This is a genomic window from Bradyrhizobium sp. USDA 4473, assembly GCF_054063335.1.
On record NZ_JBSSGE010000001.1, the window covers coordinates 7,530,881 to 7,553,451 of the forward strand.

Consider the following 22,571-nt stretch of genomic DNA (forward strand, 5'->3'; position numbering starts at 1 on the left):
CGATGCAGTTTGACTTCCAAGCCATGAAGCCGATGGATCGTTACGAACTTCTCCTTGGCACGGTGCTTCCGCGACCTATCACGATTGTGACGACGCTTTCGACCGACGGCGCTCTCAATGCTGCGCCGTACAGCCTGTTTAATGTAGTCAGCCACGATCCACCGGTCATTATGATTGCCGTATTGCCCCATCCAGAGCGACGGCTCAAGGACACAGCCGCCAATGTCTTCGCGACACGGGAGTTTGTTGTAAACTTGGTGCCGCGGTCATTGGCCAAGGCCATGAACATCACGAACGTTGATGCCCCTCCGGGGACCAACGAATTGGCGCTTGCCAAGCTTGAGTCCACGCGTTCGACATCGGTAAAGCCGCCGCGGATTGCGAAGAGCCCCGTGGCATTCGAGTGCCGACTGTCGACTTCGTTGTCATTCAACTCCGATCAGGCAGTTCTATTCGGAGAGGTCGTCACCGCGTTTGTTTCCGATGATCTCGTGTTGGATGCGGCTCATGGCGTCATCGACGCACCGAAGCTCGACCTATTTGGGGCTATGCATGCGGCACGATGGTATTGTTCGACCGCGGATCGATTTGAGATGGTGCGTCCCACTTGGGCGCAGTGGATCAAGGAAGGCAAGGCTTAGGAGGGCCATTTGAAGTCCGTTATTTGATGTCCGCTTCTACCCCGTGAGCGTTGAACCGGGCCGGGCCAGAAGCGTTGCGCCTGGCCCGACTGCCGTGATTCAAACTCCTGAACTGGAGGCTCGAATTATGCGCTACGAACTCGCGGACCATGAATGGAATGCCATCAAGCCGATGCTACCGAACAAGCCGCGTGGCGTTCGTCGGGTGAATGACAGACGGGTCCTGAATGGCATCTTCTGGGTCCTCCGATCAGGAGCACCTTGGCGTGATCTGCCAACGGCGTTTGGCCCATACACCACTTGCTACAACCAGTCAGGTGGCGGCGGGCCGGTGTTTGGGGCCGCATCATAGAAGCGCTTGCCGCTGCTCATGATGCCGCTGTTCAGATGATCGACACCTCCATTGTCCGCGTGCATCAGCATGGAGCCTGCATCACTAGGAATCAGCGCCAATCGATGGGAAGGTCCCGCGGCGGGTTGACGAGCAAAATCCATGCGGTGGTCGATGGCAATGGTCTGCCAATAAGGCTGGCGCTGAGCCCGGGTGAAGCCCATGACGTTCGACTTGCCGGAAAACTGCTGTCTCGTCTGAAATCCGGGTCAATGCTGCTTGCCGACCGTGGCTATGACGCGGACTGGATCAGGGAACTTGCCATGAGGAAGGGCGCGTGGGCCAACATCCCGCCGAAAAGCAATCGCGGCGATCCGATCTGCTTCAGCCCCTATCTCTATCGTGCTCGCAACCAGGTCGAGCGGTTCTTCAACAGGATCAAACAATGTCGTCGCGTGGCTACGCGCTACGACAGGCTGGCCGCCAACTACCTTGCCTTCGTTCAGCTCGCGTCAATCAGGCTATGGTTGCGTCTTTATGAGCCCGCGTCCTAGAACGACGTTCTCCGACGTCAAGATTGTGTGCTGGCTCGCATAGGATTCCTTGGCCTGCTCCGCCAGATCCTTTGCAGGATCGCAGCGCCATCCGGCTGGCCAGACGCCTGCGTCAGGGTATCGAAAGGAACAGCACGGGGCAGCCCGAGTTCATTCGGCATGAAAGGCCAGGAGTACTCCCGTGCCCATCACAATGGCATGCGCCAAAGATCTTGAGCTCATCGCTCTGCGCGAGCTGCGCAGTCTGCCGGACGGAGAGCATGTCTGCCACGTCGAAATCATCCCCTCCGGTACTGATTGGACTTTGGTGCCCGTCATGCGTGATGGCGCTGATCAAGCGCAGGTCCTCATCTCGGCAAAGACCACCGAACTGAGGCTGAAGCAACGGTACTCGGTCCGATTCGATTGGTGAGCGACAGGATTCATTGCAGCGTTTGCCGCGGAGCACCGACTGGCTCGAATACCACGAGAACAGAACGTTTGCGGGGCGCCCCAAATGCAAGGTGAGGCCTTGAGGACCCCACGCGGGGCCTCGGTGGCGCTGTCCGGATCCTGGAACGGTCCAGCAGAGCCGTTCGCCCGCCCGCAGAATAAAAGGGGCCGTTCGGGTACTGCCCCTCGTGCCTTAAGTTGATTTTCGAATGTCCCAACTCGGTTGAGTGAACGGACACCGAAGCTTGGCCGGCGCATAGAATCACCGAGCGGCATATTCATTCTTCTAGGCACATAGATTGTGATCACCCCCGATTCGTTCTCATTCCACAGTGAAAAGGGATCACCGGGGGTTCACCGGGGGTGAACGGAGTTCCGATCTCACGGGGTGCACGCTAAGATTGGCTCCGCACGCCACGATCGAAGGGCGGGAGGGATCAATGCAGGATATGAGAGCGCACTTGGAGAAGCTTCGTGTCGAAGCGGAAGAGTGCGAGCTAATTAGCAGGCTGGCGACCAACCCCACGAAGAAAGAGCTGTTCGCCAAACTGGCCGAACATCATCGGCTGTTGGCCCATGAGGTCGAGCGCACTATGAATGGGTTTCGATCCAAAGATTGAGGAACCTCCGGCTTACACCGAACTTACATCCCGTTCCGCGCAGGAACCTAGCTCGGAGGGGAAATGCATGGGGCAAGTACGCCGTCGCGTAAAGCAAACCAATTTGCTTAAAAAACGCCTTATCAAGCGGGCCAAAGAGCTACGCGATCAGGCCGCGATGCTCGCCCCGGGTATCGCTGCGGAAACTGGCGCGCCAGGGCTGAGGCTGGCGCGAGCATGACCGAATGGCTGTCGTCGTCTGCGGGATTGTCACGGATATGGCCGCCACTAAGGGTCAAAGAAGCGATACGTCTACTAGGCGCGCCAGAGCTAGATTGCGCGAGCTTGTCGCCAAATCGAAACTAACCCAGCCGACAAGAAGCGGCCCCAGCGAGGAGATTAACTGGGGCCGTTCTCATTCCCATGCTTGCCGAACCGCCGATGCAATAATTAGGCGTCTCTCTGGGACCCAGTAAAATTGATCTCAATGAAAAAGCCTGCCCAGTCGTCGGAGCATCGTATCACATCGCGGTTCCAGAAATCACATGCGTGAATCAGCTTCTGCATTTTCCTAGTACGATCGTCGCAGGCACTTCGTTTTTCTTCGGCCACTCGCTTTCTAAGGCCGCTTAGTCTTGCCACGACCGCCGCTTCGGTACGGCCGATCTTCTGCGCGATCTCCCGCTGCGTCAGGCTGGTCTCTCGGTTCAACTGCAACAGCTTTTGCTCTTCCTTAGCGGACCATGATCCTGCTGGCATGCGAACGCCCCAAATTGCTTCGTGATGAAATGCTAGTCAGAACTGCAGATTACGTGAGCCGCGTCTGTCCGGTGTTTTCCGGATTGTCCTAGCGCTCCCTACTCAGGAACAATGCGCTTCTCTCCCGATTTGATGAACATGGATCAATTCTGGCTCATGCTCATTGTCAGCAGCCTCTGCGTGCTCGTCATTTCGGGCGTCGCGGCGCTGCAAATTGCCGCGCTGGTCTAGCGCGGAGCGCTTCGCTACATCCACGGCGGCGGCGGATAAAATGATTGGCCCTAGTAGACTGCCCCGTCGTGGGCGCCCGCCCGGCTAAAACCGATGTTCACAACGTCGGTCCAGCTATGCCCGGTGTCGGGCCAAGCGTTTACTATTGAACTGAGCGGCCTAGCGCTTGCGAGGATCGCTCAGATTGAGCGAGATCCTCACGCGTCTCCGTTCTTCGGTCTTTGTCGAAAGTGGCATACCAACGGCACGCGCGCGCTCGAAAACAGAGTTAATCGGTCGCTTCAGCGCAACCGCGATGCGATTAGCACTCCCCCGAGACGCAATCATAGCTTTTAGTCTCTCGATTTCTTCAGATGTCCATCGTCGATGACGCATTTGCTTTCGCTAATTGGGCCTTTGATTCACAAAGCGGCTTCGATGCCAGGTAGGCAAAAAAACAGAGTCACAGCTATGGGCACCCTCGCGCGCGCAGGTTAGCGTGACCTCGAGCGCGTCGTGCCTAGAGACTTTTTCATTGCTGAACCGAGACGCCTTTCAACTCGAGTCCGGCTATTGCGACCTTCTTGACCGCCTTCTTCACAGAGGCGGCAGACTTCCCAATCTTTTCGCCTCATAGCGTACCTCGTAGTCCTGCCCACCAACGACCCGTGCCCTGTCCTGCTTGCGGCCACGTGCCGTCTGCTTCTTCGCCTTTCTTGCCATTCTGGCCTCCTGTTGAGAAAGCGAAACGCAAAGTAAGATCGCCAGTTCCAATTGCGGACCTCGATCGATGGAACGATTGCGATCGTGCCCGTTTGGATCAGCTCATTGTTTGTGGAGTTACGTTGTGGCGTTTCAGCGGAGGAAGCCCGAGGCGATTGGAGCGAAGGCGGTGTCCCCCGGCTTTATCGCGCCCGCGCTGGGACACCGATCGACAAGATGCCGCGAGGCGGTCAAAAGCCGCCCATGGCAGTCCGCCTGACTTTGGCTCCGAGAGGCGCTTCGCGTCCCTCAACTACGCACGCCCCCCAGCGTGGCCGCGTCCAGGCTCAAGGTCTGTGCGAGATCCCTCAACCCATGCGGATTTCACGACGAGCGGTCCGTAGTGGCTCTCGTAGGCTCCTGGCATCCGGTCCGAAGTGAAGTGCTCTTCGAACCTCGCCCGGATCTTGCGCCGATCGAGCTCCGCCGGGCTTCTCGCCGCCGGTCCACGGACAGGCATCCTTCTGAATCGACTAGTGAAGACAGCGCCTCGGGCGATCTCCATCGGTTCGGAACGCATCGATCGGTCTTCCAATGCCGCCAGTGCGAACTCGATTTTGCCAAGACTCTGATCGACTTCGTCGGGCAATTCGTCGGCAGGACTTCAAGCAAGAAGCCGAGATAGTCGGCATGGCGCACGGTCGGGACGATGTGGAGCGCTGGGCGCTGATCTGAACTCGGCGATCAGTTCTTAGCGAAATCGGCGGGCCGTCGCCATCGCGCCGAAACGAAGGGATCGGATCAAGGACCCTGGTTGATGGCCACGAGCGATCTTAGGTTTTGCCGCACGCTCGGTGTGTTTCAACAGCTCAGCAGCTCACTCCGAGCCGCACACTCGGGGATCACCCCGTCACCCAGGTGGCCCTGAGCGGCGCTTCCGCCGCCTCCTCGCCCCGAGAGGCCCGATACGGTCGATGCCAACCTGGCGGTCGCTGCCAAAGTCGATGCGGGTGACATGTTGGAGGGAGCCGCCGCGCATCTACCTCCGCGGGAGGTCTTCTCGATCTTGAACGACGGCTCGGCGCTTTCGACGGTGTTGCACGATGAGTTTTGGCCTGCCAGGTGCGGCTATCGGCGAGAGGCGAGACTCGGTCCTTGTGTCCGCGCTTGATCGGGGAGACCGCTCTGCAGGGCCGCCCGCCTTTCCGCGACCGCATGATCGAATAGCTCAAGCACGAGGCCAAACACCACCATGTCCTCCTGTTCGATGGCTCCTTCGTCGTGGCACTTGAGGGTTTCGCCAATGATCGCGTCGACCTCCCGCTGCGATGCCAGTAGATCCTGCTCGGAGCTGGCATCGCGAACTTCCGAAACCGCGGCGAGAATGCGGTTGCGATGACTGGCGTTATCCTCCCGTTCGTCCCGGTTCAGATAGCGCCGGAGCCAGGCGGCGGCCGAACCGATCCCGGAGAGAAGAAGCAGGGCGAACCAGAAGTAGTCGCTGTACTTATCCAGAAACGTCCGCTCGGTCCCGTTGATGACTGCTGCGGCGCCCCGGTGCACGGAGGGCTCGGCCTCCTTATCCGTCTCCGGCTTTGTGATGTGCGCCGCACCGGCGACACGTTGTGTGATCGTGTCGCGAACGGCGAAAAGCTGCCGATAGAAGGCCGCCGCCTTGGCTTCCGACAGTTCTTTTCTGGCCAGGATGAGATGGTTGACGCTGATGGTGTCGATCTTGTCTTCGGGCCAGGCCGGGTTGGCGTTGAAGACGCTGCCGGGGATTTCCTCGGCTTCGTAGCGTGGACGCCGCAGGGCGATCGCCTCGGACGCTTCGATCGGAAGAAACTTCGGCGCTCCGCGCGATCGGGCCGTCGCGGCGATGGCCGCGGCCGTGACCTTGCTGTCGAGGGGCCCGACGGCGAGATACGCGTCCAGCGTGTTGTCCTGCGCAAGCTTTTCGATCTCTTGGGTCCCGAATTGGGCCGTGGCAACCTTGTCGGGCTGCACGCCTGAACCTTCCAGGATTGTCCGCAGGAGCGCGACGTTGGCGCCGGTCTGTCCGATGATGCCGACCTTGTATCCCGCGAGATCGGCGATCTCACCGATCTTTGCAGCGCCCTTCTTCTTGGAGTTCTTGCCCGCGCGTGCGGACGGCGACCATATGACGACGTAGTTCTTACGCAGGATGGCCACCGTCTGCGCATCAGACGGCATGGCGAGGTCGCCACGACCGATTGCAAGGTCGGTTTTGCCGGCCCCCAGGAATGTAAGGGATTCGGCCGCTCCGGCGGTAGTGATTGGGGACAATCTAACCGTCCTGCTTTCCTCTTCGAAGGCCTCCGCCATCGCTTGGACCACCTGATGGTCGTCGCTCCCTGAGGGGCCGACGGCGATCCGGAGGGTCTCGGGCTGCAGGACATAGAAAAGGGCGGCCGCAGCGGCGCCAAAAACGATCAATCCCAAAGCCAGCAGGATCAGGAGCCTTCGTTGCCGTCGATCGGAGGCACTCCTGACTGCGTCGGACGGTGGCATCAGCGGACTCCCTAAGCAAGTCCCTGCTGGGAACTTGGGACGAACCGTCGCCGAACCTGAATGTTCCGTCAGACGCATGCGGACGAACCGGAACCTTGCCATCATTGGAGGGTTCTCGACCCTGCCGCATATGGCGGCGAGGAGAGAGAAAGATGAACAAGCCTCTACTGACAGCTGCGATGGTGGCGATGATTTCAACGGGCGCGATGGCGCAGTCCACCGTCACCACCACCACCGGCACCGGACATACCGCCGCCGTGCAGATCGAGCCGGAATACCGCACGAAGATCCGCTCTTACGTCACCGAACACAAGGTCCGTCCCGTGGAGACCCGCGAGAAGATCGTCGTCGGTCAGCCGGTGCCGCGCGAAGTCGAGCTCGAGGCGGTCCCTGCCGAGTGGGGTCCCTCGCTCACCAAGTACCGCTATGTCTACTCGGGCGAGCGCGTGATGCTGGTCGATCCGTCGACCCGAGAGGTCGTCCAGGAGATCGACTAGTCCCTCCGACTAGTCACTCCAGTGGCGGGTCGCTGAACGAAGCGGCCCGCCGCTCCAATCCAGGCTCCGCCGATACCTGATTTCTTATCTGCGAGCGGCCGTCCATGCCGATCATTTCATCTTCGTCCGCGGATGCTGCTAAGCCATGGCCGCAATGCCTGCAGCATCGGGCGTCGAGATTGAAGCTCCAGAGCGGCCCGCCCGCATCCGAAGCGTTCGGCAAAGCTGCAAAAAGGCACCTCCGATCGGCGTCTCGCCTTCGAGCGGACCGAGCCATTTGCTGGTGGATGGGGTGACAGAATGCTGGCCGTGATCCTGCAAAGGAATAGGCCGCGCCTTCCATAGCGCGGCCTCGCTGCGTGCGGATCGATAGCTCTCACCAGTGCCGGTAATGCCCATGCCAGTGGTGTCGAACGACTGGATAAGAGCCGCGGTGATAGGCGTAGGCCGGGCGGACGACTCGGCGATAGCGATAACCGTAGGAGACGGGCGCCGTGTAGTAGGTCGTGCTGTAGCCGCCGCCCCAGCGATACGGCACGTCGTACCCGTAGTCGTAGGCGTATGGGCCGCCATAATAGCTGGCGCCGTAGAAGCCGGGACCGCTGTAGTAACCGTAACCCGGTCCCCAGCCGTAAGCCGAAGAGGCGAGCCCGCCGATCACGGCACCGGCAACCAAGCCACCGGCGATCCCTGGTCCCCACCCGCCTCGCCAGTGAGCTTCGGCAGGAGCCGTCGTGGCTACAGAGGCCAGACCAAGGGCGCCGACCATCAGCGCCGATATTGCAATCTTTTTCATCGAGGATCCTTCCATATTGTTCGAGCGCCCCGCGAATAACGGGAAAAAATGGCAATGGTTTCGCTCAGCGCCGACGCAGCTTGACTGGAGCGCATCGAGTTTTCACCACAACAGGAAGTTCTAGGTGGGGCTCAGTTCATGCTGCGCCGCGGAAGCGCTCGATGGCCATTGCCCGATGCGGCCGCGTTAACTTTGTTGAATTCACCGGAGAGAGTTTTAAGAAATCGGCTTTTCCTGCATTGCGGTTTCCGATGTTCAGTCGGACCACGATCACACTCTCGCGCGCCGTAATCGACAAGGTCTGCGAAGATGTCTCGCGCTATGAAGCCACAGTGTGCGCCCACGTGGCCTCAAGGATTCTGAAGCGGCTACCAAACCTCGCCCGAGAGGCTAGAACCAGGTGGGACGCGAGGCCCCTAACGACGTTCCGACAGGGGGCGATAGGCAGAGGCAGGCGCGGGAGAGCTTCCAGGTCACTGTGCTCAAGAATCCTGGTGAGTGTCCTGAGGGGGTTCGCGGTCATGGCCGACTTCAAGCGCGATATGGCGATTCTGGCGACGAAGGGGCGACTGGGCCGAACCGACTAAGCGCCTCGCCGCTCGCGCGCCCGAACTCGACATCCTCTCGCATGGTCGAGCTTCTGAAAGACGGATGGCACATCACTGAGAAGGGCCGTGCTGTGCTCGAGTTCATGGAGGCGGGACCGCCGAGATGCGGACGGAGAGCGCCGCGCCCCCCGCAAGCCGCCGGCTTCAGCCCCCGGCGATGTGCCCGCTTCTTTCCGCCAAGCGCTCTGGCCGAAGCCGGCGCCTGCAGCGTGGCCGTGCGGCACGCGATACGGCCGCCAAAGCGTGTTGGGTACGTATTCTCCGGCTCATTTTGGGTGACCGGGAAAAATAGGAAACTTTGCTGACGTCTTGAGTTTACCAGAAGCTGGAGCGGTCGCCGGGAGCGTAACGATGGTCGACGGTGTCGTCTTGAAGAATGCCGCGGAGACCGCCTGGACAGTTTACCGGGCGCGCCACCCTGACGTTGGTCCGCAGGACAGCCGGCGTTGCCTTCTCGAACGCTACCTGCAAAGGAGAGGGGAAGAGCGAGAGATCGATACCGAAGAACTCGCCGGCTTCGGGATTGCCTACCTGCCCCGCCTCCCCGGAGACGAATGAAGACCAGCATGAAAATGCTCGTCGTACGCGTAGCTTGGGGGAGCACAAGGCCCCTGGCGACGCTGCTCGCGATCCCCTTTCTCATCTCCGCGGTCGTCGTGATCGGCTTGCGGTTCGTCTTTGGTGACTGATCGATGCGGATCGCCCAGCTTGCCCCCTTGGCCGAGAGTGTTCCTCCAAGGTTGTATGGTGGCACGGAGCGGGTGATCGCTTGGCTGGTGGATCAGCTGGTCGAACTCGGGCACGACGTCACCCTGTTCGCGAGTGGAGACTCGAGGACGACGGGGAAGCTCCATACTGTCTGGCCGCGCGCGTTGCGGCTGGGACGGAAGGGCGTCGATTCAAACGCCGCCTGCGCGCTGCTGATTGAGGCCATCGCCGAGCGCGCACGCGAATTCGATGTGATCCACTCGCATGTCGACTGGTTGCCTCTGCCGGTCCTGACTCGCGCGGGCGTGCCGTTTCTGACGACCATGCACGGGCGGCTCGACCTTCCCGGCTTGTCCGACGTCGTCGGCGCGTTTCCGCAGGCCCCATTCGTCTCCATTTCGGACAATCAACGCCAGCCCCTTCCGGGCGCGCACTGGATCGCGACGATTCCGCACGGACTACCCAAGGATCTGTTTTGGCCCTCCTACGAATCGGGTTCGTACCTGGCTTTTCTCGGGCGACTTACCGCGGAGAAAGGCCCGGAGGATGCAATACGCATCGCCCGCGCCGTCCGGATGCCGCTGCGGATTGCCGCCAAGATTCCTCGTGCGGAGACGGTCTACTTCAAAAAGAAGCTCGAGCATGAGATCGACGGCGAGAATATCATGCTGATCGGCGAGGTAGACGAAGTCCGCAAGCAACCGTTCCTCGCGGGTGCCGCCGCCTTGCTGTTCCCGATCAATTGGCCCGAGCCCTTCGGCCTGGTGATGATCGAGGCCATGGCGTTGTGGGACGCCCGTGATCGCCTATCGCTCCGGATCGGTGCCGGAAATAGTGGAGGACGGAGTCACCGGCTTTATTGTGGAAAGCGAGGAGCAGGCGATCGAAGCCATCAAGGAAGCCGTGCGGCTGGACAGAAGAACGGTCCGCGCCCGCTTCGAGGATCGTTTCGTGGCCAGTCGCATGGCGAGGGAATACGAAAGCCGGTATCGCGAGCTGGTCGCTCGCAGTTGACGCCGCTCGAGAACTTGATGCTGCTGCTCTCCGCGTTGGAGCCCCGACGGTCAGTCCGACGCTGTGGGAAGAGGGGATGGCCAGCGGTCTTTGCCGGTTCGGCCCAGGCCAGAACTCCAGGTGCGGTAGTGGGCGGACGAGGGCTCTGTAGGTTAATGCGCGCTTGCCATTCCGCGAAGCAGCATCCCCGGCTCGCCGGAGAAAATCCTAGCATCGACCTCGCGCAATTGCCGAAATTGCCCGATTCGGAACCGAACGCCACGCCGAGGGTTGACCGGCTTCCACATTAGGGAGATTCAGATGAACAAGCGTTTATTCTTGGCCACGACCGCTGCGGTCGCCATCGCGACTTCGGCATTTGCGCAGTCTTCTCCAAACACGTCAAGCTCCAGTCCGTCCACGACGCAGCATCAGCAGGATACATCGACCACGTCGCCCTCGACATCGACCACGTCACCCGGCTCCTCATCCGGATCCGCACAGGCGAATCCCTCGTCAAATTCCGCCGAGACGCAGGCTCCGTCGACGAACGGTCAGACCGCGGCGGGCCAGTCGTCCAATTCCGCAAGCGGCACGAAAACGACGCAAGCGCCTGCCTCAAACAATTCGGCCAACCAAGCTCAGACCAATCCCTCCAACCAGGGCACAACACCCTCGAACCAGGCGCAGACCAATCCGCCATCAAGCACGAACAATCAGAGCGCCAATCCGCCCGCCTCGCACACCAACCAGGCGCAGTCGCCGACGGGTAGCGGATCGACAAACACCGCGCAGCAGCCGAACAATCAGCAGAACACTGCTGACCGTTCGTCGAACACCAACGTGAATGCCTCGGCGAACATCAACGACCAGCAGCGGACGCGCATCAGCACGTCGATCTCTCACCTGAACGTGCAGACCCTCACCAACGTGAACTTCTCGCTGTCGGTGGGCACCGTCGTGCCGCGGGACGTCCGCCTGCAGCCACTGCCGGCCGAGGTCGTCGAGATCGTGCCCCAGTATCGGGGCTATGACTTCGTTCTGGTGAAAGACGAGATCGTGATCGTGGAGCCGTCCACCCACAAGATCGTGACGGTCCTGCCGTACTCCGGCCGCTCGACCGCGTCGGCGCCGGCGCGCACCGAGCAGCGCAGGGTAACGTTCACCGACCGCGATCGCGAGGTCGTCCGCAAGCACGCCAAGGCGCGCCCGGTCGAACGCGAGAGCCGCACGACCGGCAGTACCGTCCGAACCGAGATGCGGACCGGCGAGCGCGTGCCGGAGGACGTTGAGATTGAGACCTTCCCGGACGAGGTCTATCGGGATGCTCCGAGCCTTCGCGAGTACCGGTACATCAACCGGGACAGCCGTACGTACATCGTGGAGCCCCACGAACGTCGCATTATCGAAGAGATCGACTGACTCGCGCAAAGGAGAAACATGATGAAGACCGTCCTTCTCGTCTAGGAGCGCTCGGGGCCACCTGTCGGCCTCTGCGAGATCCGCCCACTCGCACCCGGCCATCGCGACGACCGAGGTTGGTGGCGCCAAGCAACCCGCGGCCCCCGCCGAAGTTACGGCCACTGCCACTATGGCGGCCCCGGTTGCGGTGGTCCCCCGAGCATCGTTTTCAGCTTCGGCACCCGAAGCTGGTGAACTTGAGGAGGGGCCGCTCTCCGAGCGGCCCCCTCGATTCTATGCTGCTTTCGCGGAGCACTCGCCTCGCCTGCCCTCGGACGTTCAGATCCAGCACACGCGCCATAAGCCCTCGGTTGTTGGATGTGTTGGGATTTTCTTGACCTCCCGGTGCACACGCCGTGGGTACGCCACTCTCTGAGCGCTCTAAAACTTAACTCTCGGTCCGATCCATCATGGGCAAGTTTGACAGCTACAGACAAACAACGGCCATTCCAGCAAACTACAGGAAGCTTCGGCGCCTGTATTCGGAGCGGCGCTTGGATCGCCTGCCCAGTGGGCCAATTGACGAACGCAACCGGAGCGGCGACCTGCTACTTGCAGCCCCGGCAAATCGTGAGCTTGCCCTTTAGTTCGCGATCTTCCCTGGGATCGACCGACTGCTGCCCAGAGACACGATCCGCTTCTTGACCGCGCTTGGACTGCTTTGCCGCGCGCGACCTAACGGGTCGTGTCGTCCGGCTTGACGCGTCATTGTCGTCGACGATGCCGACGCTAAAGCCATCGTAATCGGTGGCCTGCTTGACCAACGGCTGCAGGCTGTCGATCACCGGTGCTGGCGAAACATCGTCGGGCGCCGATGGCGTGCCCTTGACAGTGGCAGATGGGGCGGATGCCAGTGGCGGCACATCTTTAGCGGCTCGGGCTGGAACCGAGCCCTTGGCGGTCTCGGCCGGCGGAACGTCATCCATCGCCGGTGACGACCCAACATTGCTCTTTGCCGACGACGTCGCATGTTTGCCCGCCGCTCTCGGTGGCGACACGCTCGGTGCGGCTATTGGCGGCCAAACGCTGTTGGTGGGGGCGGCTGGAAGTGCCGTCCCCTGTTCACTCAACGGCGGCGGAGCAAGCAAAAGCGGCGGGGCCAGCGACGTCTGACATCTCGCGCTGTCGTGGAACAAAACACCAGCGGCCAACAAGCCAAGGGCAAACAGCGCAGCGTTTTTCATTGGCGTTCCGCAAATCGCTTTGACTGAAAAGAATGTGACTTGGCCACGCTTCGGCAAAAATATCCATGCCTGAGATGGCGGTCAAAATTGACGGAAATGGGGTGTCACCGGCGGAAACGAGCGCACTTCGGTCCGCTTGTGGTCTTTTGGCAACCCTCCTTATCAGCCCCTTGGGGCCCCTCGGAAGTCCATGCGGGCCGATCGGATGTCGCCGTGGTCTCGCAGCCGTGACGATCAGCGCTTCCGGTGCGCAGCGCACTGTATCTCCGGCGCAGACAATTAGTGGCATTATTCTACTACTCCGAATATTCGCAGGCACACCCGGCATGGGATTCTTCAAAGGACATCAAAACGCTGAACGACCTTTTTGTGCATACCCTGCGTGATATCTTTTGTGCGGAGCAGCAGATCATCAAAAACCTCCCAGACATGATCGAGAAGGCAAGCGACCGATCTCTCGATCTCTGAAGAAGGGATTTGAAACTCATCTCGCCGAGACGAAGAACCAGATCATGCGCCTGGAACGAGTCTTCAAGATGCAAGGCGTCGAGGCCAAAGTGTGAACTGCCCTGCGATCGATGGCATTCTGGAAGAAGCCAGTGACGTAACCGGCGATGTCGACGACAAGACGGTGCTGGATGCGGGACCTATCGCTGCGGCCCAGGCGGTCGAGCACTACGAGATCACCCGCTACGGATCGCTGATTGCGTGGGCCAAGAAGCTGGGCCGCAGCGATTGCGCTTCTGTTCTCCAGGAAGCCCTCGACGAGGAAAAAGCAACGGACAAGAAGCTGAACGATATGGCCGTGAGCGGCGTCAATCAACGCGCCGCCTAATTCATCCCAGCCACACATATCGGACACCCATCATGGGTGGCCGGCCAGCAATGCGGCCTGCGCGTCGTGCGCAATCATTCGGAGCTGAGCGGGAATGAGCGTTAAGGACACCTTCGCAGGAGCTGCCAAGCGATTCACCGCCGAGATCGTAGGTGACGGACGGCTTGCCAATGAGGGCTCGCGTCAAGCGGCCGGGTAGCGCCCGGAAACAGTCGACGCTGCCGACGATGTGGCAGAGGAAACGCCGATGCTGCAACCCGATGAGCGGCCTGGTCCACCGGAGGTGCTACATCCGGATCAAAGCCGGTTGACCGCTTTGCTCGGCCACGCCGCGCTGGCTGTTTGGGCGGACCTTCCGCGGGACGCGCAGGAACGCCTGTTCGCAGCAGCGGCAGCCGACGAAGAAATGGCAAATGCTCTTGTCTCGTTTCTGCATGATCGGCATCCGAGGACGGCGCACCCGCCCCAGCCGACGCGACTAGCGTAGGCCGCAACACGCCGACGATGAGACACAGATGTCAATCAAACCCGAAAAACCGACGCTGACATCGCCGAAGCCTTTGAAGAAGAAACGCAGCGAGCGACGCGTTATCATCGAGCACACTGGGAAGACCGGAAGGCAGGACCACGATCTTGTCCATGCCGAGGGCGGGACGGTTGGGCTTGGAAGGCAAGGATCTCAACCATGACGACTAGCCGATGACGGGAAGGACGATCGAATGACCGGCCGTTTCGAAGGAAAGGTCGTGATCGTGACGGGCGCGGCGTCCGGCATCGGGGCAGCGGCCGCGCGCCGCTTTGTATCCGAAGGCGCGAGCGGCGTGCTTGTTGACCGCGAGGAGATGAAACTCGCGGACGTCGCGAAAGAACTTGGGTTCGGCCGCGTCCTGGCTCACACGGCAGACGTCTCTGACCCGGACGCCGTGGAGGAGATGGTGGCGACGACGATCAAGCACTTCGGCCGGCTCGACGTCCTGGTCAATAACGCGGGCGTTCACGAAGGCGGAGACCCTGGCACCATTACGAACAATCAGTGGCGCAAGGTCATGGCCACCGACGTAGACGGTGTGTTTTTCGGCTGCCGCGCAGCGCTGCCCCATTTGGAGAAGACCAAGGGCTCGGTAGTGAACACCGCCTCGGTGTCAGGGACCGGGGGTGACTGGGGTATGAGTCCGTACAACGCGGCAAAGGGCGCGGTGGTCAATCTAACGCGCGCTCTCGCGATGGATCTGGGTAAGAGAGGCGTGCGCGTCAATGCGGTTTGTCCATCCCTGACGCGAACGGGAATGACCGCCGACATGATGGATGACCAGGAACTGCTGACCAAGTTCGCCGAGCGGATTCCGCTCGGCCGCGTATGCGAACCAGACGAGATCGCCTCCGTGATCGCTTTCCTCGCAAGCGACGATGCGAGCTTCATGACCGGCGCCAACGTGGCCGTCGATGGCGGCGTTTCTGCCTCGAACGGTCAGCCACCGCAGCAGTAGCCGGTCTTGGGACCACAAGCCGCCCCCTGCCGGCTCCTCGAAGCCAAACGGCCGGGCCCGACGTGCTTCTAGGAACAATCCTCGTGTCGCCCCCGTTTTCTGGGAATGAACAAACTCCCTTCACTGCCCGCGTGGGCCGACGACGAACGTGTCCATGCCATCGTCGAGACTCCGCGCGGGAGTACCTGCAAAATCGATTTCGACCCAGAGCTCGGCTTCTTCACCCTTTCCAAGCCTTTGATGTCCGGGCTCAGCTATCCCTACGATTGGGTCTTTATCCCGTCTACGAGAGCTTCAGACGGCGATCCGCTCGATGTTCTGATCATCCATGACGCACAGACTTACCCCGGCGTAGTCCTCAAATGCAGGCCAGTCGGCATCCTCGAGGTCGAGCAGAAGGCCCACGGTAAGAAGGAGCGTAACGACCGCATCTTCGCCGTGCCGGACCGCTCTCCGGCCGAAACAGAGCTCATGGATATCCGCCATCTCCCCTCTCGCGCATGCGATGAACTCGAACAGTTTTTTCAGGCCACGAACGCTCTGGAGAACAAGCAGCTGAAATTCCTAGGCTGGCGGGGGCCGAGACGTACCATCAAGACCATCAAGCGGCTGTCAAGGTAGCGGCGCGAGCTCCGCAATCTCCCAGGCGGAGAGCATGTCTGCCACGTCGAAATCAACTCTCCGCTACTGATTGGACCCTAGTGGCCGTGGTGCGTGACGGCGCTGACTCTGAGCAGGTGCGCGTATCGGCAAAGGCCACCGAACTGCGGCTGAAGCAGCGGTACTCGGTCCGATTCGATTTGTGAGCGACACGATTTCTTTTCCAGCGTCTCCCGCCGAGCGACGGCTGGTTCGAGTACCACGAGAGCGGAACCTTCGTGAGCATGCTCCAGCCAGGCAGATCTCTTGGCCTGACAAGAAACGGCCGCAGCGAGAGGCATCGCTGAGGCCGCGTCGTCACCACGTCGAAAGAATGTTCAGCCGATCAACAGAGCGCCCACGCCTACGATGAGCGCTACGAACGAGATCGCCGCCAGCGCTATGAAGCTGTACTCGACGCCATTGGTGTGATGATCGTATCCACTGTACATAGCCCCACTTTGCGCCCTGGTTGCGGTACCCGCATTCACATATGCGAAGGAGTCGGAGTCGAAGATCGGCCCATCGCCCCGGGGAGAGCACTGAGGCCGATGGTCGTCCCACTCCTCAGCGCGACCGACGTTGCAACGCCGCAAATTGCCACTTGAGGGGCACTAGCTGCGGCCGTGTAACGCCTGAGGGGTGGCCAGCGTCACCAGATGAAGAGACAGATCACGCTGACGACAAGCGCGGCCGACGCACCAGCCGCCAGTCCAATGAGGCTGTACTCCACACCGTCGATGTGATCGAATTTGAACATGCAGGTCAGTCTGAGGTTGGATGGTGCGCCCGCATTTACTTATGCATGGCAGCAAGACGACTTGCTCTGTGTAATCGCGGGGATTTCCCGGTCGGTCCAGACTGCTCACCGCCGAGCCTCGCATCCACACCCCGAGCCGGTTCTTCGAGCGGAGCGCGCGGCGAAGCAAGGCGTTGGCGCTCGGCAACCATGAAGCTACTAACAGAGTATATTGAGCACGATTTGCAATTTGAGCGCCTCGCCGCCGCGGAGAGTGATCCCAGGCTGAAAGCGCAGTTCATTCAGCAGGCAAAGGACTATCGGAAGTTGGCCGCCGATCGGGCCAAGCGCTACGGGCTCCCCCACCGAGCCCTTCGTCTGAGGCTGAGTAAGCCTTGTTGCATCCTTTCCGGCGTTACAGAACCGTCTCGATCAGACCCAACGTCTTCGCCTCCTGCGCCTCCAAATACCAGTTTGACGGCGCCTTCTGCATGACCTCATCGATCGTTACGTTCGAGCCCAGTATTAGATTTTGAAAGCCCTCGTTCTGTATGGCGATCGAGCATTCGATTTCGTTGAGCGTCGCTCTCACAACCGCAATGCATGTTGTTAAAGGGCCATCGATCACCAAGCTCTTCGAAAGCTTGCGTTCATGGATCATCAGTCGCGTGCCGCGCGCGAGGTACCTGTTCGGCCGCGCAAAGAAGCTCATGAACGTAACGCCCGCCGAATAGATCACAGCCTTACCGAGGAACACGAAGCGACGTTGCGGCTCCGTCTCGCTCGCGAACCGCACGTCCTCCCCCATCATTCGAGCGACCTCGGGGTCGCCGCCCAAGGTCGACAGTTCGATCACGACAAGATCTTTATCGGCCGCGTTGTCGAACTGCGTTCGAAAGGCGGTGTACATGTTGTAGTCGACAATGCCCGAGAGGCTAATGGCCGGCGACTTGAAGGCTGTGGCCGGTAGCGTTGCGAGTTGCATCTAACAATCCCTTGGCGGCTTTCGTCCTGGACTACACGCAGATGCCGTAACTGGTTCCCGATCGGCCCACGGACCGGGCGGACGCGGCTCCAAGAATCTGCAATTCCTACTGGCATTTCATCATTGGAGAGGTTCATGCCAGCAGGATCGTGGTCCGCTGAAGAAGAGAACGGAGCTATTGCAATTGATCCGGGAGACCGGGATGACACGGCGCGAGATCGCGCAGAAGCTCGGCCTTACCGAGGCGGCGGTCAGCGCCCGGCTGACTATCATCCGAAGGCGGAGTAACGCGACCTATGACGCTGATGGGTTCGGCTAGTCGTGCCGATTGTTCAGTTTCTCCTCCACTTCTAGCGAAGCCGCGAGGGCTGCTTCGCTCGCAGCCAGGACACGATAACTGTGCTCCATCCGCTCGAGAAAATAGCGAGTGAACGTGTCGTCGGCCATCTCTTTGGCCCGCCGGTAGTGTTCCGCCCTCACCAGGTAATCGCCCGCGCTCATGACCGGAAAATCCATCAGCGTCCGGAGCGTTCCACAGCGCCGGGAGGGACGCCGCCCTAGCGGACCGCCCGCTAACCGTCTCTGTCCTATGCGCGATCGGTCGATGCCAGTTCAGGTCCCTAAAGAAAACGACCCCAGCATCCGGATCATGCTGGGGTCAATCTGGATCGCTGACCGCTGTCACGTAGTAGCAGCAGCCGTCGTTTAGGGCTGAAAAAATACGAAATGAAAATCACCTGCCCTCCAAGGCTACCATCGCGTAGCCCGGCCGCTGCAAAAATAACCTGTGTGAATCTGCTTCCAGATTTTCTCAACAAGTTCGTGGAGGAGTCTTTTTTGTTCCCTTCGTGGAACCATACCGCCTGCCCGGCATCTATCGTCGTTTTTACCCCTGCGGCTGAGGACCCGTAGGCAATCCCATGACCAAATCGGTTTCGAACAATCAACGCGTCGAGGAGTTGCTGCGTGCGATGCGCGAGCGCACGCGTGAGGAGCTCACGCAAGGCCTGTTGCTCCTGGGCGACTGCTGGACACCGGAAATGATGCGAGCGCTGGAATTACTCTCCGCCGAACGCGCAGCGGAGCAAAAACGGGAAGCATGAAACGGCATCCGTCTCAGAACGTCACGCGGCAAGACAAGATTCGGAGCCAGGTTACATTCAATTGGGCATGCGCTTTGGCGAATGACTAGCCGATGATCGATCCAGAGTTCGACGATGCCCTGGGCGTCCAGATAGCCCTTGGCCCTCTTCGTGGCCTCGTCGTCACCATGGCTCGTAAACTCGCAGGTGGCCCGAGCAACGCCCTGCGCATCAACCGCGAAGGCTACATATGGTCTGACCTCTCAACCATTTTCGTTCAATCGACTGATCAACAGAAGGGCTGCTCCGCACCAAGATCAGAGAGCTGGCTGCCAACGTTCACCGCGATGGCCGCATTCCTAACAACTTCTTCATTGTTGATCCCAGCCGCTGCTCAACCCGCTTGCGGCTGTTGCCGACCTTCTTGACCGCCTTCTTCACGGACCCCGCAGACTTGCCGGCCTTCCGCGCCTCGTAGCGGACCTCATAGTCCTGGCCACTGGCGACGCGTGCCCTGTCCTGCTTGCGGCCACGCGCCGTCTGCTTCTTCGCTTTCTTCGCCATTCTGGCATCCCTCATCCGCCGCATTTCTTGCGCAAATCCGAGAACAGCGACTCACCGGACTCAGTTCCTAACCTGCATAGGGGCATAACCCTGGCTCGGCAACGTTCGGATCGTCCCTTGCTAGCAAGGCCTTGGTGGGGCGAGCCGGATCGCGGATTCTGTTAGCGCCGCCGCGCGACCCAGATCCCGATCAGGAAGGCGACGAAGAGCGACTGCAACGGCGCCTTCGTGGTAACCTCACGTAGCTGCTCTCCCCAGCGCAGCGCGACGCCTTGCGACGGCTGCTGGGGTTGACGACGGGGCGCTTTGGAAGTCCGACCAATGTCCTCCTGCTCGATCAGCCCCGAGGCTTCCGTCATCGCCGAGGCTTCTTTCATATCCATGCGGCTCTCCTATCACAGGGGCGGGCAGACTTCCGCTGCGGCTTGGCGGTCAGCTTCTTCGCTGTCTTTGGCAATCTGGCAAAACGCAAGGTGAGATCACCAGTTCCAATTGCCCACTGGAACGTTGGCGACCACGCCCGTTTGAAGCAGCTCATTATCTTGTGGAGTTGCGTTGTGGCGTTTCAGCGGAGGAAGCCGGAGGCGATCGGAGCGAAGGCGCTCTTCCTAGGCTTCGTCGCGCCCGCGCTGGCGACGCCGATCGACAAGGTGCCGAGCGGCGCCCGCTGGATCCACGAGATCAAGTTCGATGGCTATAGGGTGCAAGTGCACCTCGCCGACGAGGCGATGAAGATATTCACCCAGCGGGGCACGACTGGACCAAACGATTCAAAAAGATCGCCGACGATGCATGGCACATCTCGGCGGCGTCGGCGATCATCGACGGCGAGATTGTTGCGCCGGCTGCCGACGGCACCACCGAGTTCTCGGTGCTACAGAACGAGCTGCGCGGCCACTCGACCAAGATCGTGCTGGTGGCCTTCGATCTGCTCTACCTCAACCGCCGCGACCTGCGGAAGCTTCCCTTGAAGCAGCGCAAGGCCGCGCTGAAGAAGCTCGTCGCCGGCTCCGTCATCCAATTTAGCGACGGCGTCGAGATGCTCGCCCATACGTGCAGGCTCGGCTGTGAGGGCGTCGTATCGAAGATCGCCGACAGTGTCTACCCGATAGGCGCCCGCAGCCGCGACTGGGTGAAGAAGATCTGTGCTCAGCGTGAGACGCTGACCATCGCCGGCATTGATGGCAACGACTGGGACGGCATCTATGTCGGCCGGCGCGAGGGCGACGCTCTGATCTACGCCGGCAAAGTCGACCACGGCTTTGACAAAGTCTCGGCCGCCGACCTTCGACAGCGCCTGACGCCGCTAACACGCAAGACGCAGCCCTACACCGAGCCCAACAGGCACAAAGGGATCTGGGTCGAGCCGAAGCTGCTCGCCGAGATCAAGTACCGGGCCAAATCCGCCGAGGGGAAGGTGCGACATCCTTTCTTTTGCGGCCTAAGGGAAAACCTACGAGCTCACCGCGCTGCACCGTTTGCGACGACGGCCGCTGATCACCCGGATCAGCCTTGGACCGGACCGCATGCCTGCACCTGCGGTGGTGCCGGCGCGCCATGCCCGCGGTGCAACAAGTCCGAGGATGGTGAGATACCGGAAATGCCGCCAGATTTCAGTCCTGACGAGACATGAAGTTGCGGCAATACCGGTCGCCCCCTGCGACTGATCAAGGTCAAGAACCGAAAGCACCCGGCGGAACACCGGGTGAAGAATGCCTTGCCGCGATCGCCAGGTCAGTAGGTCTTCTCGACGAAGCCTCCGCCCCTCATCGGAGTGCGCATGGTCACGAATTCGGCGGAGGAGTTATCCAACTCAGCGATTTGTCCTTCGATGTCTTTGATTACTCTTACGCGTAAAAGCCGCAGGGCGTCGTCGGTGAAACGCTCAGAGAACCACAAGACCTAGCTGGAACTCCTCGATTCCCCAAAACGTTTGCGAGGCAGGCTCGAATGTTAGGATCGCGAAGACATGAAATGGATTCTAGTCGTATTGGTTGGTGGCGTAGCGCCGGTTCAAACCGATCTGGTGTTCGAGAAGCTCTCCGATTGCCTGACCGCTGAGGAGCAGTTGCAACAGACTTATGCGAACGCCTACAGCGCCTTGAGTCAACGCTCGACGATAGATGACGGCGAATTCGACAGGCGCCGTGGACGCCACCACCGCCGAGCTCGAGAGGAAGCCGGCGGAAAACTTGCGAATGCCGGGACCTGCATTCCGCATAACGGCACGGATCAGCCAATCACCTCTCTGGTTCAACCAACTCCGACGCCTCAGCAACCCTCGCCCGCACCTTCGCCAAGCCCAAAGCCATAGAGCCAGCTCTTACATGTCATGTCTAAGCGGCGCCCGAGCTGCAGCAATGCTTTTTTTGCACCGAAACGGCCCGTCCATTCAGGACGAGCCGCTTCTGATCGAATAGGATCAGTGCATGTGAACTAACCAATACCCAGCACCGCCAACAACGATAAGCGTGGGGATCCCCCACAACAAGATTACGGGCATTCCTAAGTCTCCACTATAAACGAGAAGGGTTTACTGCTCGGTGCAGACCTTCGTGGTCTTCACCGCGGATTCAGCTTCCGTCTTCGTCTTGTAAACGCCGTCGCCTACCACTGTCGTGGTTGTGGTTGTCGGCTTGCTGTCGACCACGGTGCACTTCTTGGTGCTGGCGTCGCGTACGATATAGAACTCAGCTGCCCTAGCGGCCTGCGTAGCAAATGCGAACGCTGCGAGGGCACCGCATACAATGAGCTTCTTCATTTCATGTCTTCTCCAATGGACTTCAAAGTAGCCGTTGCCAACAACAACTTGGGTGGGAGGTTCCTATTTTTCCCGATTGATATGACGCGGTTAAACGGCATCGTGGCCGTCTTGAGAGGGCGATCGCCGGTTTTGCCAGAATCGAACGGTGGCCGCAGCGATCCATCCTCTACAGGCTTGCCAGGAGCCGCTCGAGCTGCGGCCCGCTAGCGGTATCGCTCCCACGGTGCGGCCCTCGGCCTCTTGATCGTAGTGGAAGTACATCCGAAGCCGTCCGCGCCGTGCGAGGACTAATCGTGCTCCGACCCGAGCCCGATGTTGCGGCCATCGCTCGATCGCTTTTCGTGCTACCAGCTGAGAGCATCGCGGCGCGCTTCTGTGGCCTCAGCGTTGAAGCGCATATGTGGAAGAAGGGCAGTTCGGGCCGCTATGATCCATGAACGACGCGCCGGCCCTTGAGCAATTCCTGCCC

At 60.4% G+C, this 22,571-nt stretch carries 20 protein-coding genes and 5 pseudogenes; 14 read left to right on the forward strand and 11 right to left on the reverse strand.

Features of this window, described 5'->3' with window-relative positions; all coding sequences use genetic code 11:
• The first annotated feature begins 2 nt into the window (after nt 1-2).
• From ACVW17_RS35265 to ACVW17_RS35280, 4 genes and pseudogenes are all read left to right on the forward strand, one after another.
• Nucleotides 3-641 carry a flavin reductase family protein gene (locus tag ACVW17_RS35265; protein WP_456798585.1) on the forward strand — a complete coding sequence of 213 codons (639 nt, stop codon included), beginning with the start codon at nt 3-5 and terminating at the stop codon, nt 639-641.
• A 127-nt stretch (nt 642-768) separates the two neighbouring features.
• Nucleotides 769-1,526, forward strand: a pseudogene (locus ACVW17_RS35270) (IS5 family transposase).
• A 181-nt stretch (nt 1,527-1,707) separates the two neighbouring features.
• A complete protein-coding gene (locus tag ACVW17_RS35275) occupies nt 1,708-1,938 on the forward strand; it encodes a hypothetical protein (protein ID WP_456798586.1) in 231 nt (76 codons plus the stop codon).
• Between the two features lie 460 nt (nt 1,939-2,398).
• Nucleotides 2,399-2,578, forward strand: a complete 180-nt coding sequence (locus ACVW17_RS35280) for a hypothetical protein (RefSeq protein ID WP_456798587.1) — start codon at nt 2,399-2,401, stop codon at nt 2,576-2,578.
• Nucleotides 2,579-3,007: 429 nt separating this feature from the next.
• Here the strand turns inward: ACVW17_RS35280 and ACVW17_RS35285 are convergent, their stop codons facing one another.
• From ACVW17_RS35285 to ACVW17_RS35295, 3 genes and pseudogenes are all read right to left on the reverse strand, one after another.
• Entirely contained in the window at nt 3,008-3,316 is a 309-nt protein-coding gene (locus ACVW17_RS35285; RefSeq protein ID WP_456798588.1) for a hypothetical protein, read from the reverse strand.
• Nucleotides 3,317-4,020: 704 nt separating this feature from the next.
• A pseudogene (locus ACVW17_RS35290) lies at nt 4,021-4,249 on the reverse strand (DUF3606 domain-containing protein).
• 1,107 nt (nt 4,250-5,356) lie between these two features.
• Nucleotides 5,357-6,760: a TAXI family TRAP transporter solute-binding subunit gene (locus ACVW17_RS35295; protein WP_456798589.1), complete on the reverse strand. Its 1,404-nt coding sequence runs from the start codon at nt 6,758-6,760 to the stop codon at nt 5,357-5,359.
• 152 nt (nt 6,761-6,912) lie between these two features.
• On the opposite strand from ACVW17_RS35295, the gene ACVW17_RS35300 reads away from it, so the two are divergent.
• Nucleotides 6,913-7,257, forward strand: coding sequence for a DUF1236 domain-containing protein (locus ACVW17_RS35300; RefSeq protein WP_456798590.1), 345 nt, complete (start codon nt 6,913-6,915; stop codon nt 7,255-7,257).
• Between the two features lie 376 nt (nt 7,258-7,633).
• Here the strand turns inward: ACVW17_RS35300 and ACVW17_RS35305 are convergent, their stop codons facing one another.
• Nucleotides 7,634-8,053, reverse strand: coding sequence for a hypothetical protein (locus ACVW17_RS35305; protein ID WP_456798591.1), 420 nt, complete (start codon nt 8,051-8,053; stop codon nt 7,634-7,636).
• Between the two features lie 959 nt (nt 8,054-9,012).
• On the opposite strand from ACVW17_RS35305, the gene ACVW17_RS35310 reads away from it, so the two are divergent.
• The 3 genes and pseudogenes from ACVW17_RS35310 (at nt 9,013) to ACVW17_RS35320 (ending at nt 11,784) form a co-directional block, all read left to right on the forward strand.
• Nucleotides 9,013-9,219 carry a hypothetical protein gene (locus ACVW17_RS35310; RefSeq protein ID WP_456798592.1) on the forward strand — a complete coding sequence of 69 codons (207 nt, stop codon included), beginning with the start codon at nt 9,013-9,015 and terminating at the stop codon, nt 9,217-9,219.
• A gap of 134 nt (nt 9,220-9,353) precedes the next feature.
• Nucleotides 9,354-10,383: pseudogene (locus ACVW17_RS35315) on the forward strand (glycosyltransferase family 4 protein).
• Nucleotides 10,384-10,683: 300 nt separating this feature from the next.
• On the forward strand, nt 10,684-11,784 hold the full coding sequence (locus tag ACVW17_RS35320) for a DUF1236 domain-containing protein (protein ID WP_456798593.1): 1,101 nt from the start codon (nt 10,684-10,686) through the stop codon (nt 11,782-11,784).
• A gap of 587 nt (nt 11,785-12,371) precedes the next feature.
• Here ACVW17_RS35320 and ACVW17_RS35325 read toward each other — a convergent pair.
• A complete protein-coding gene (locus tag ACVW17_RS35325) occupies nt 12,372-13,007 on the reverse strand; it encodes a hypothetical protein (RefSeq protein WP_456798594.1) in 636 nt (211 codons plus the stop codon).
• Nucleotides 13,008-13,289: 282 nt separating this feature from the next.
• Here ACVW17_RS35325 and ACVW17_RS35330 point away from each other — a divergent pair.
• Nucleotides 13,290-13,842, forward strand: a pseudogene (locus ACVW17_RS35330) (YciE/YciF ferroxidase family protein).
• A 286-nt stretch (nt 13,843-14,128) separates the two neighbouring features.
• On the opposite strand, the gene ACVW17_RS35335 reads toward ACVW17_RS35330, so the two are convergent.
• Entirely contained in the window at nt 14,129-14,278 is a 150-nt protein-coding gene (locus tag ACVW17_RS35335) for a hypothetical protein (protein WP_456798595.1), read from the reverse strand.
• 283 nt (nt 14,279-14,561) lie between these two features.
• On the opposite strand from ACVW17_RS35335, the gene ACVW17_RS35340 reads away from it, so the two are divergent.
• Nucleotides 14,562-15,329, forward strand: coding sequence for an SDR family NAD(P)-dependent oxidoreductase (locus ACVW17_RS35340; RefSeq protein ID WP_456798596.1), 768 nt, complete (start codon nt 14,562-14,564; stop codon nt 15,327-15,329).
• A 105-nt stretch (nt 15,330-15,434) separates the two neighbouring features.
• Nucleotides 15,435-15,950, forward strand: coding sequence for an inorganic diphosphatase (locus ACVW17_RS35345; protein ID WP_456798597.1), 516 nt, complete (start codon nt 15,435-15,437; stop codon nt 15,948-15,950).
• Nucleotides 15,951-17,122: 1,172 nt separating this feature from the next.
• On the opposite strand, the gene ACVW17_RS35350 is transcribed toward ACVW17_RS35345, so the two are convergent.
• Entirely contained in the window at nt 17,123-17,692 is a 570-nt protein-coding gene (locus ACVW17_RS35350; RefSeq protein WP_137479178.1) for a peptidase S14, read from the reverse strand.
• A gap of 315 nt (nt 17,693-18,007) precedes the next feature.
• Complete coding sequence (locus tag ACVW17_RS35355) at nt 18,008-18,208, reverse strand: hypothetical protein (RefSeq protein ID WP_456798598.1); 201 nt, start codon at nt 18,206-18,208, stop codon at nt 18,008-18,010.
• A gap of 404 nt (nt 18,209-18,612) precedes the next feature.
• On the opposite strand from ACVW17_RS35355, the gene ACVW17_RS35360 reads away from it, so the two are divergent.
• Nucleotides 18,613-18,795: a hypothetical protein gene (locus ACVW17_RS35360; protein WP_456798599.1), complete on the forward strand. Its 183-nt coding sequence runs from the start codon at nt 18,613-18,615 to the stop codon at nt 18,793-18,795.
• A gap of 318 nt (nt 18,796-19,113) precedes the next feature.
• Here ACVW17_RS35360 and ACVW17_RS35365 read toward each other — a convergent pair whose 3' ends face one another.
• Nucleotides 19,114-19,338, reverse strand: coding sequence for a DUF3606 domain-containing protein (locus ACVW17_RS35365; RefSeq protein WP_456798600.1), 225 nt, complete (start codon nt 19,336-19,338; stop codon nt 19,114-19,116).
• A 161-nt stretch (nt 19,339-19,499) separates the two neighbouring features.
• The gene (locus tag ACVW17_RS35370; RefSeq protein WP_456798601.1) at nt 19,500-19,721 is read right to left on the reverse strand and encodes a hypothetical protein; all 222 of its coding nucleotides are present in this window, start codon (nt 19,719-19,721) and stop codon (nt 19,500-19,502) included.
• 174 nt (nt 19,722-19,895) lie between these two features.
• Here ACVW17_RS35370 and ligD point away from each other — a divergent pair.
• Both ligD and ACVW17_RS35380 read left to right on the forward strand, forming a co-directional pair.
• Nucleotides 19,896-20,794: pseudogene (ligD, locus tag ACVW17_RS35375) on the forward strand (non-homologous end-joining DNA ligase); the annotation flags it as partial.
• 513 nt (nt 20,795-21,307) lie between these two features.
• Nucleotides 21,308-21,652, forward strand: coding sequence for a hypothetical protein (locus ACVW17_RS35380; RefSeq protein ID WP_456798602.1), 345 nt, complete (start codon nt 21,308-21,310; stop codon nt 21,650-21,652).
• Between the two features lie 219 nt (nt 21,653-21,871).
• Here ACVW17_RS35380 and ACVW17_RS35385 read toward each other — a convergent pair whose 3' ends face one another.
• A complete protein-coding gene (locus tag ACVW17_RS35385) occupies nt 21,872-22,099 on the reverse strand; it encodes a hypothetical protein (RefSeq protein WP_456798603.1) in 228 nt (75 codons plus the stop codon).
• Nucleotides 22,100-22,571 lie beyond the last annotated feature (472 nt).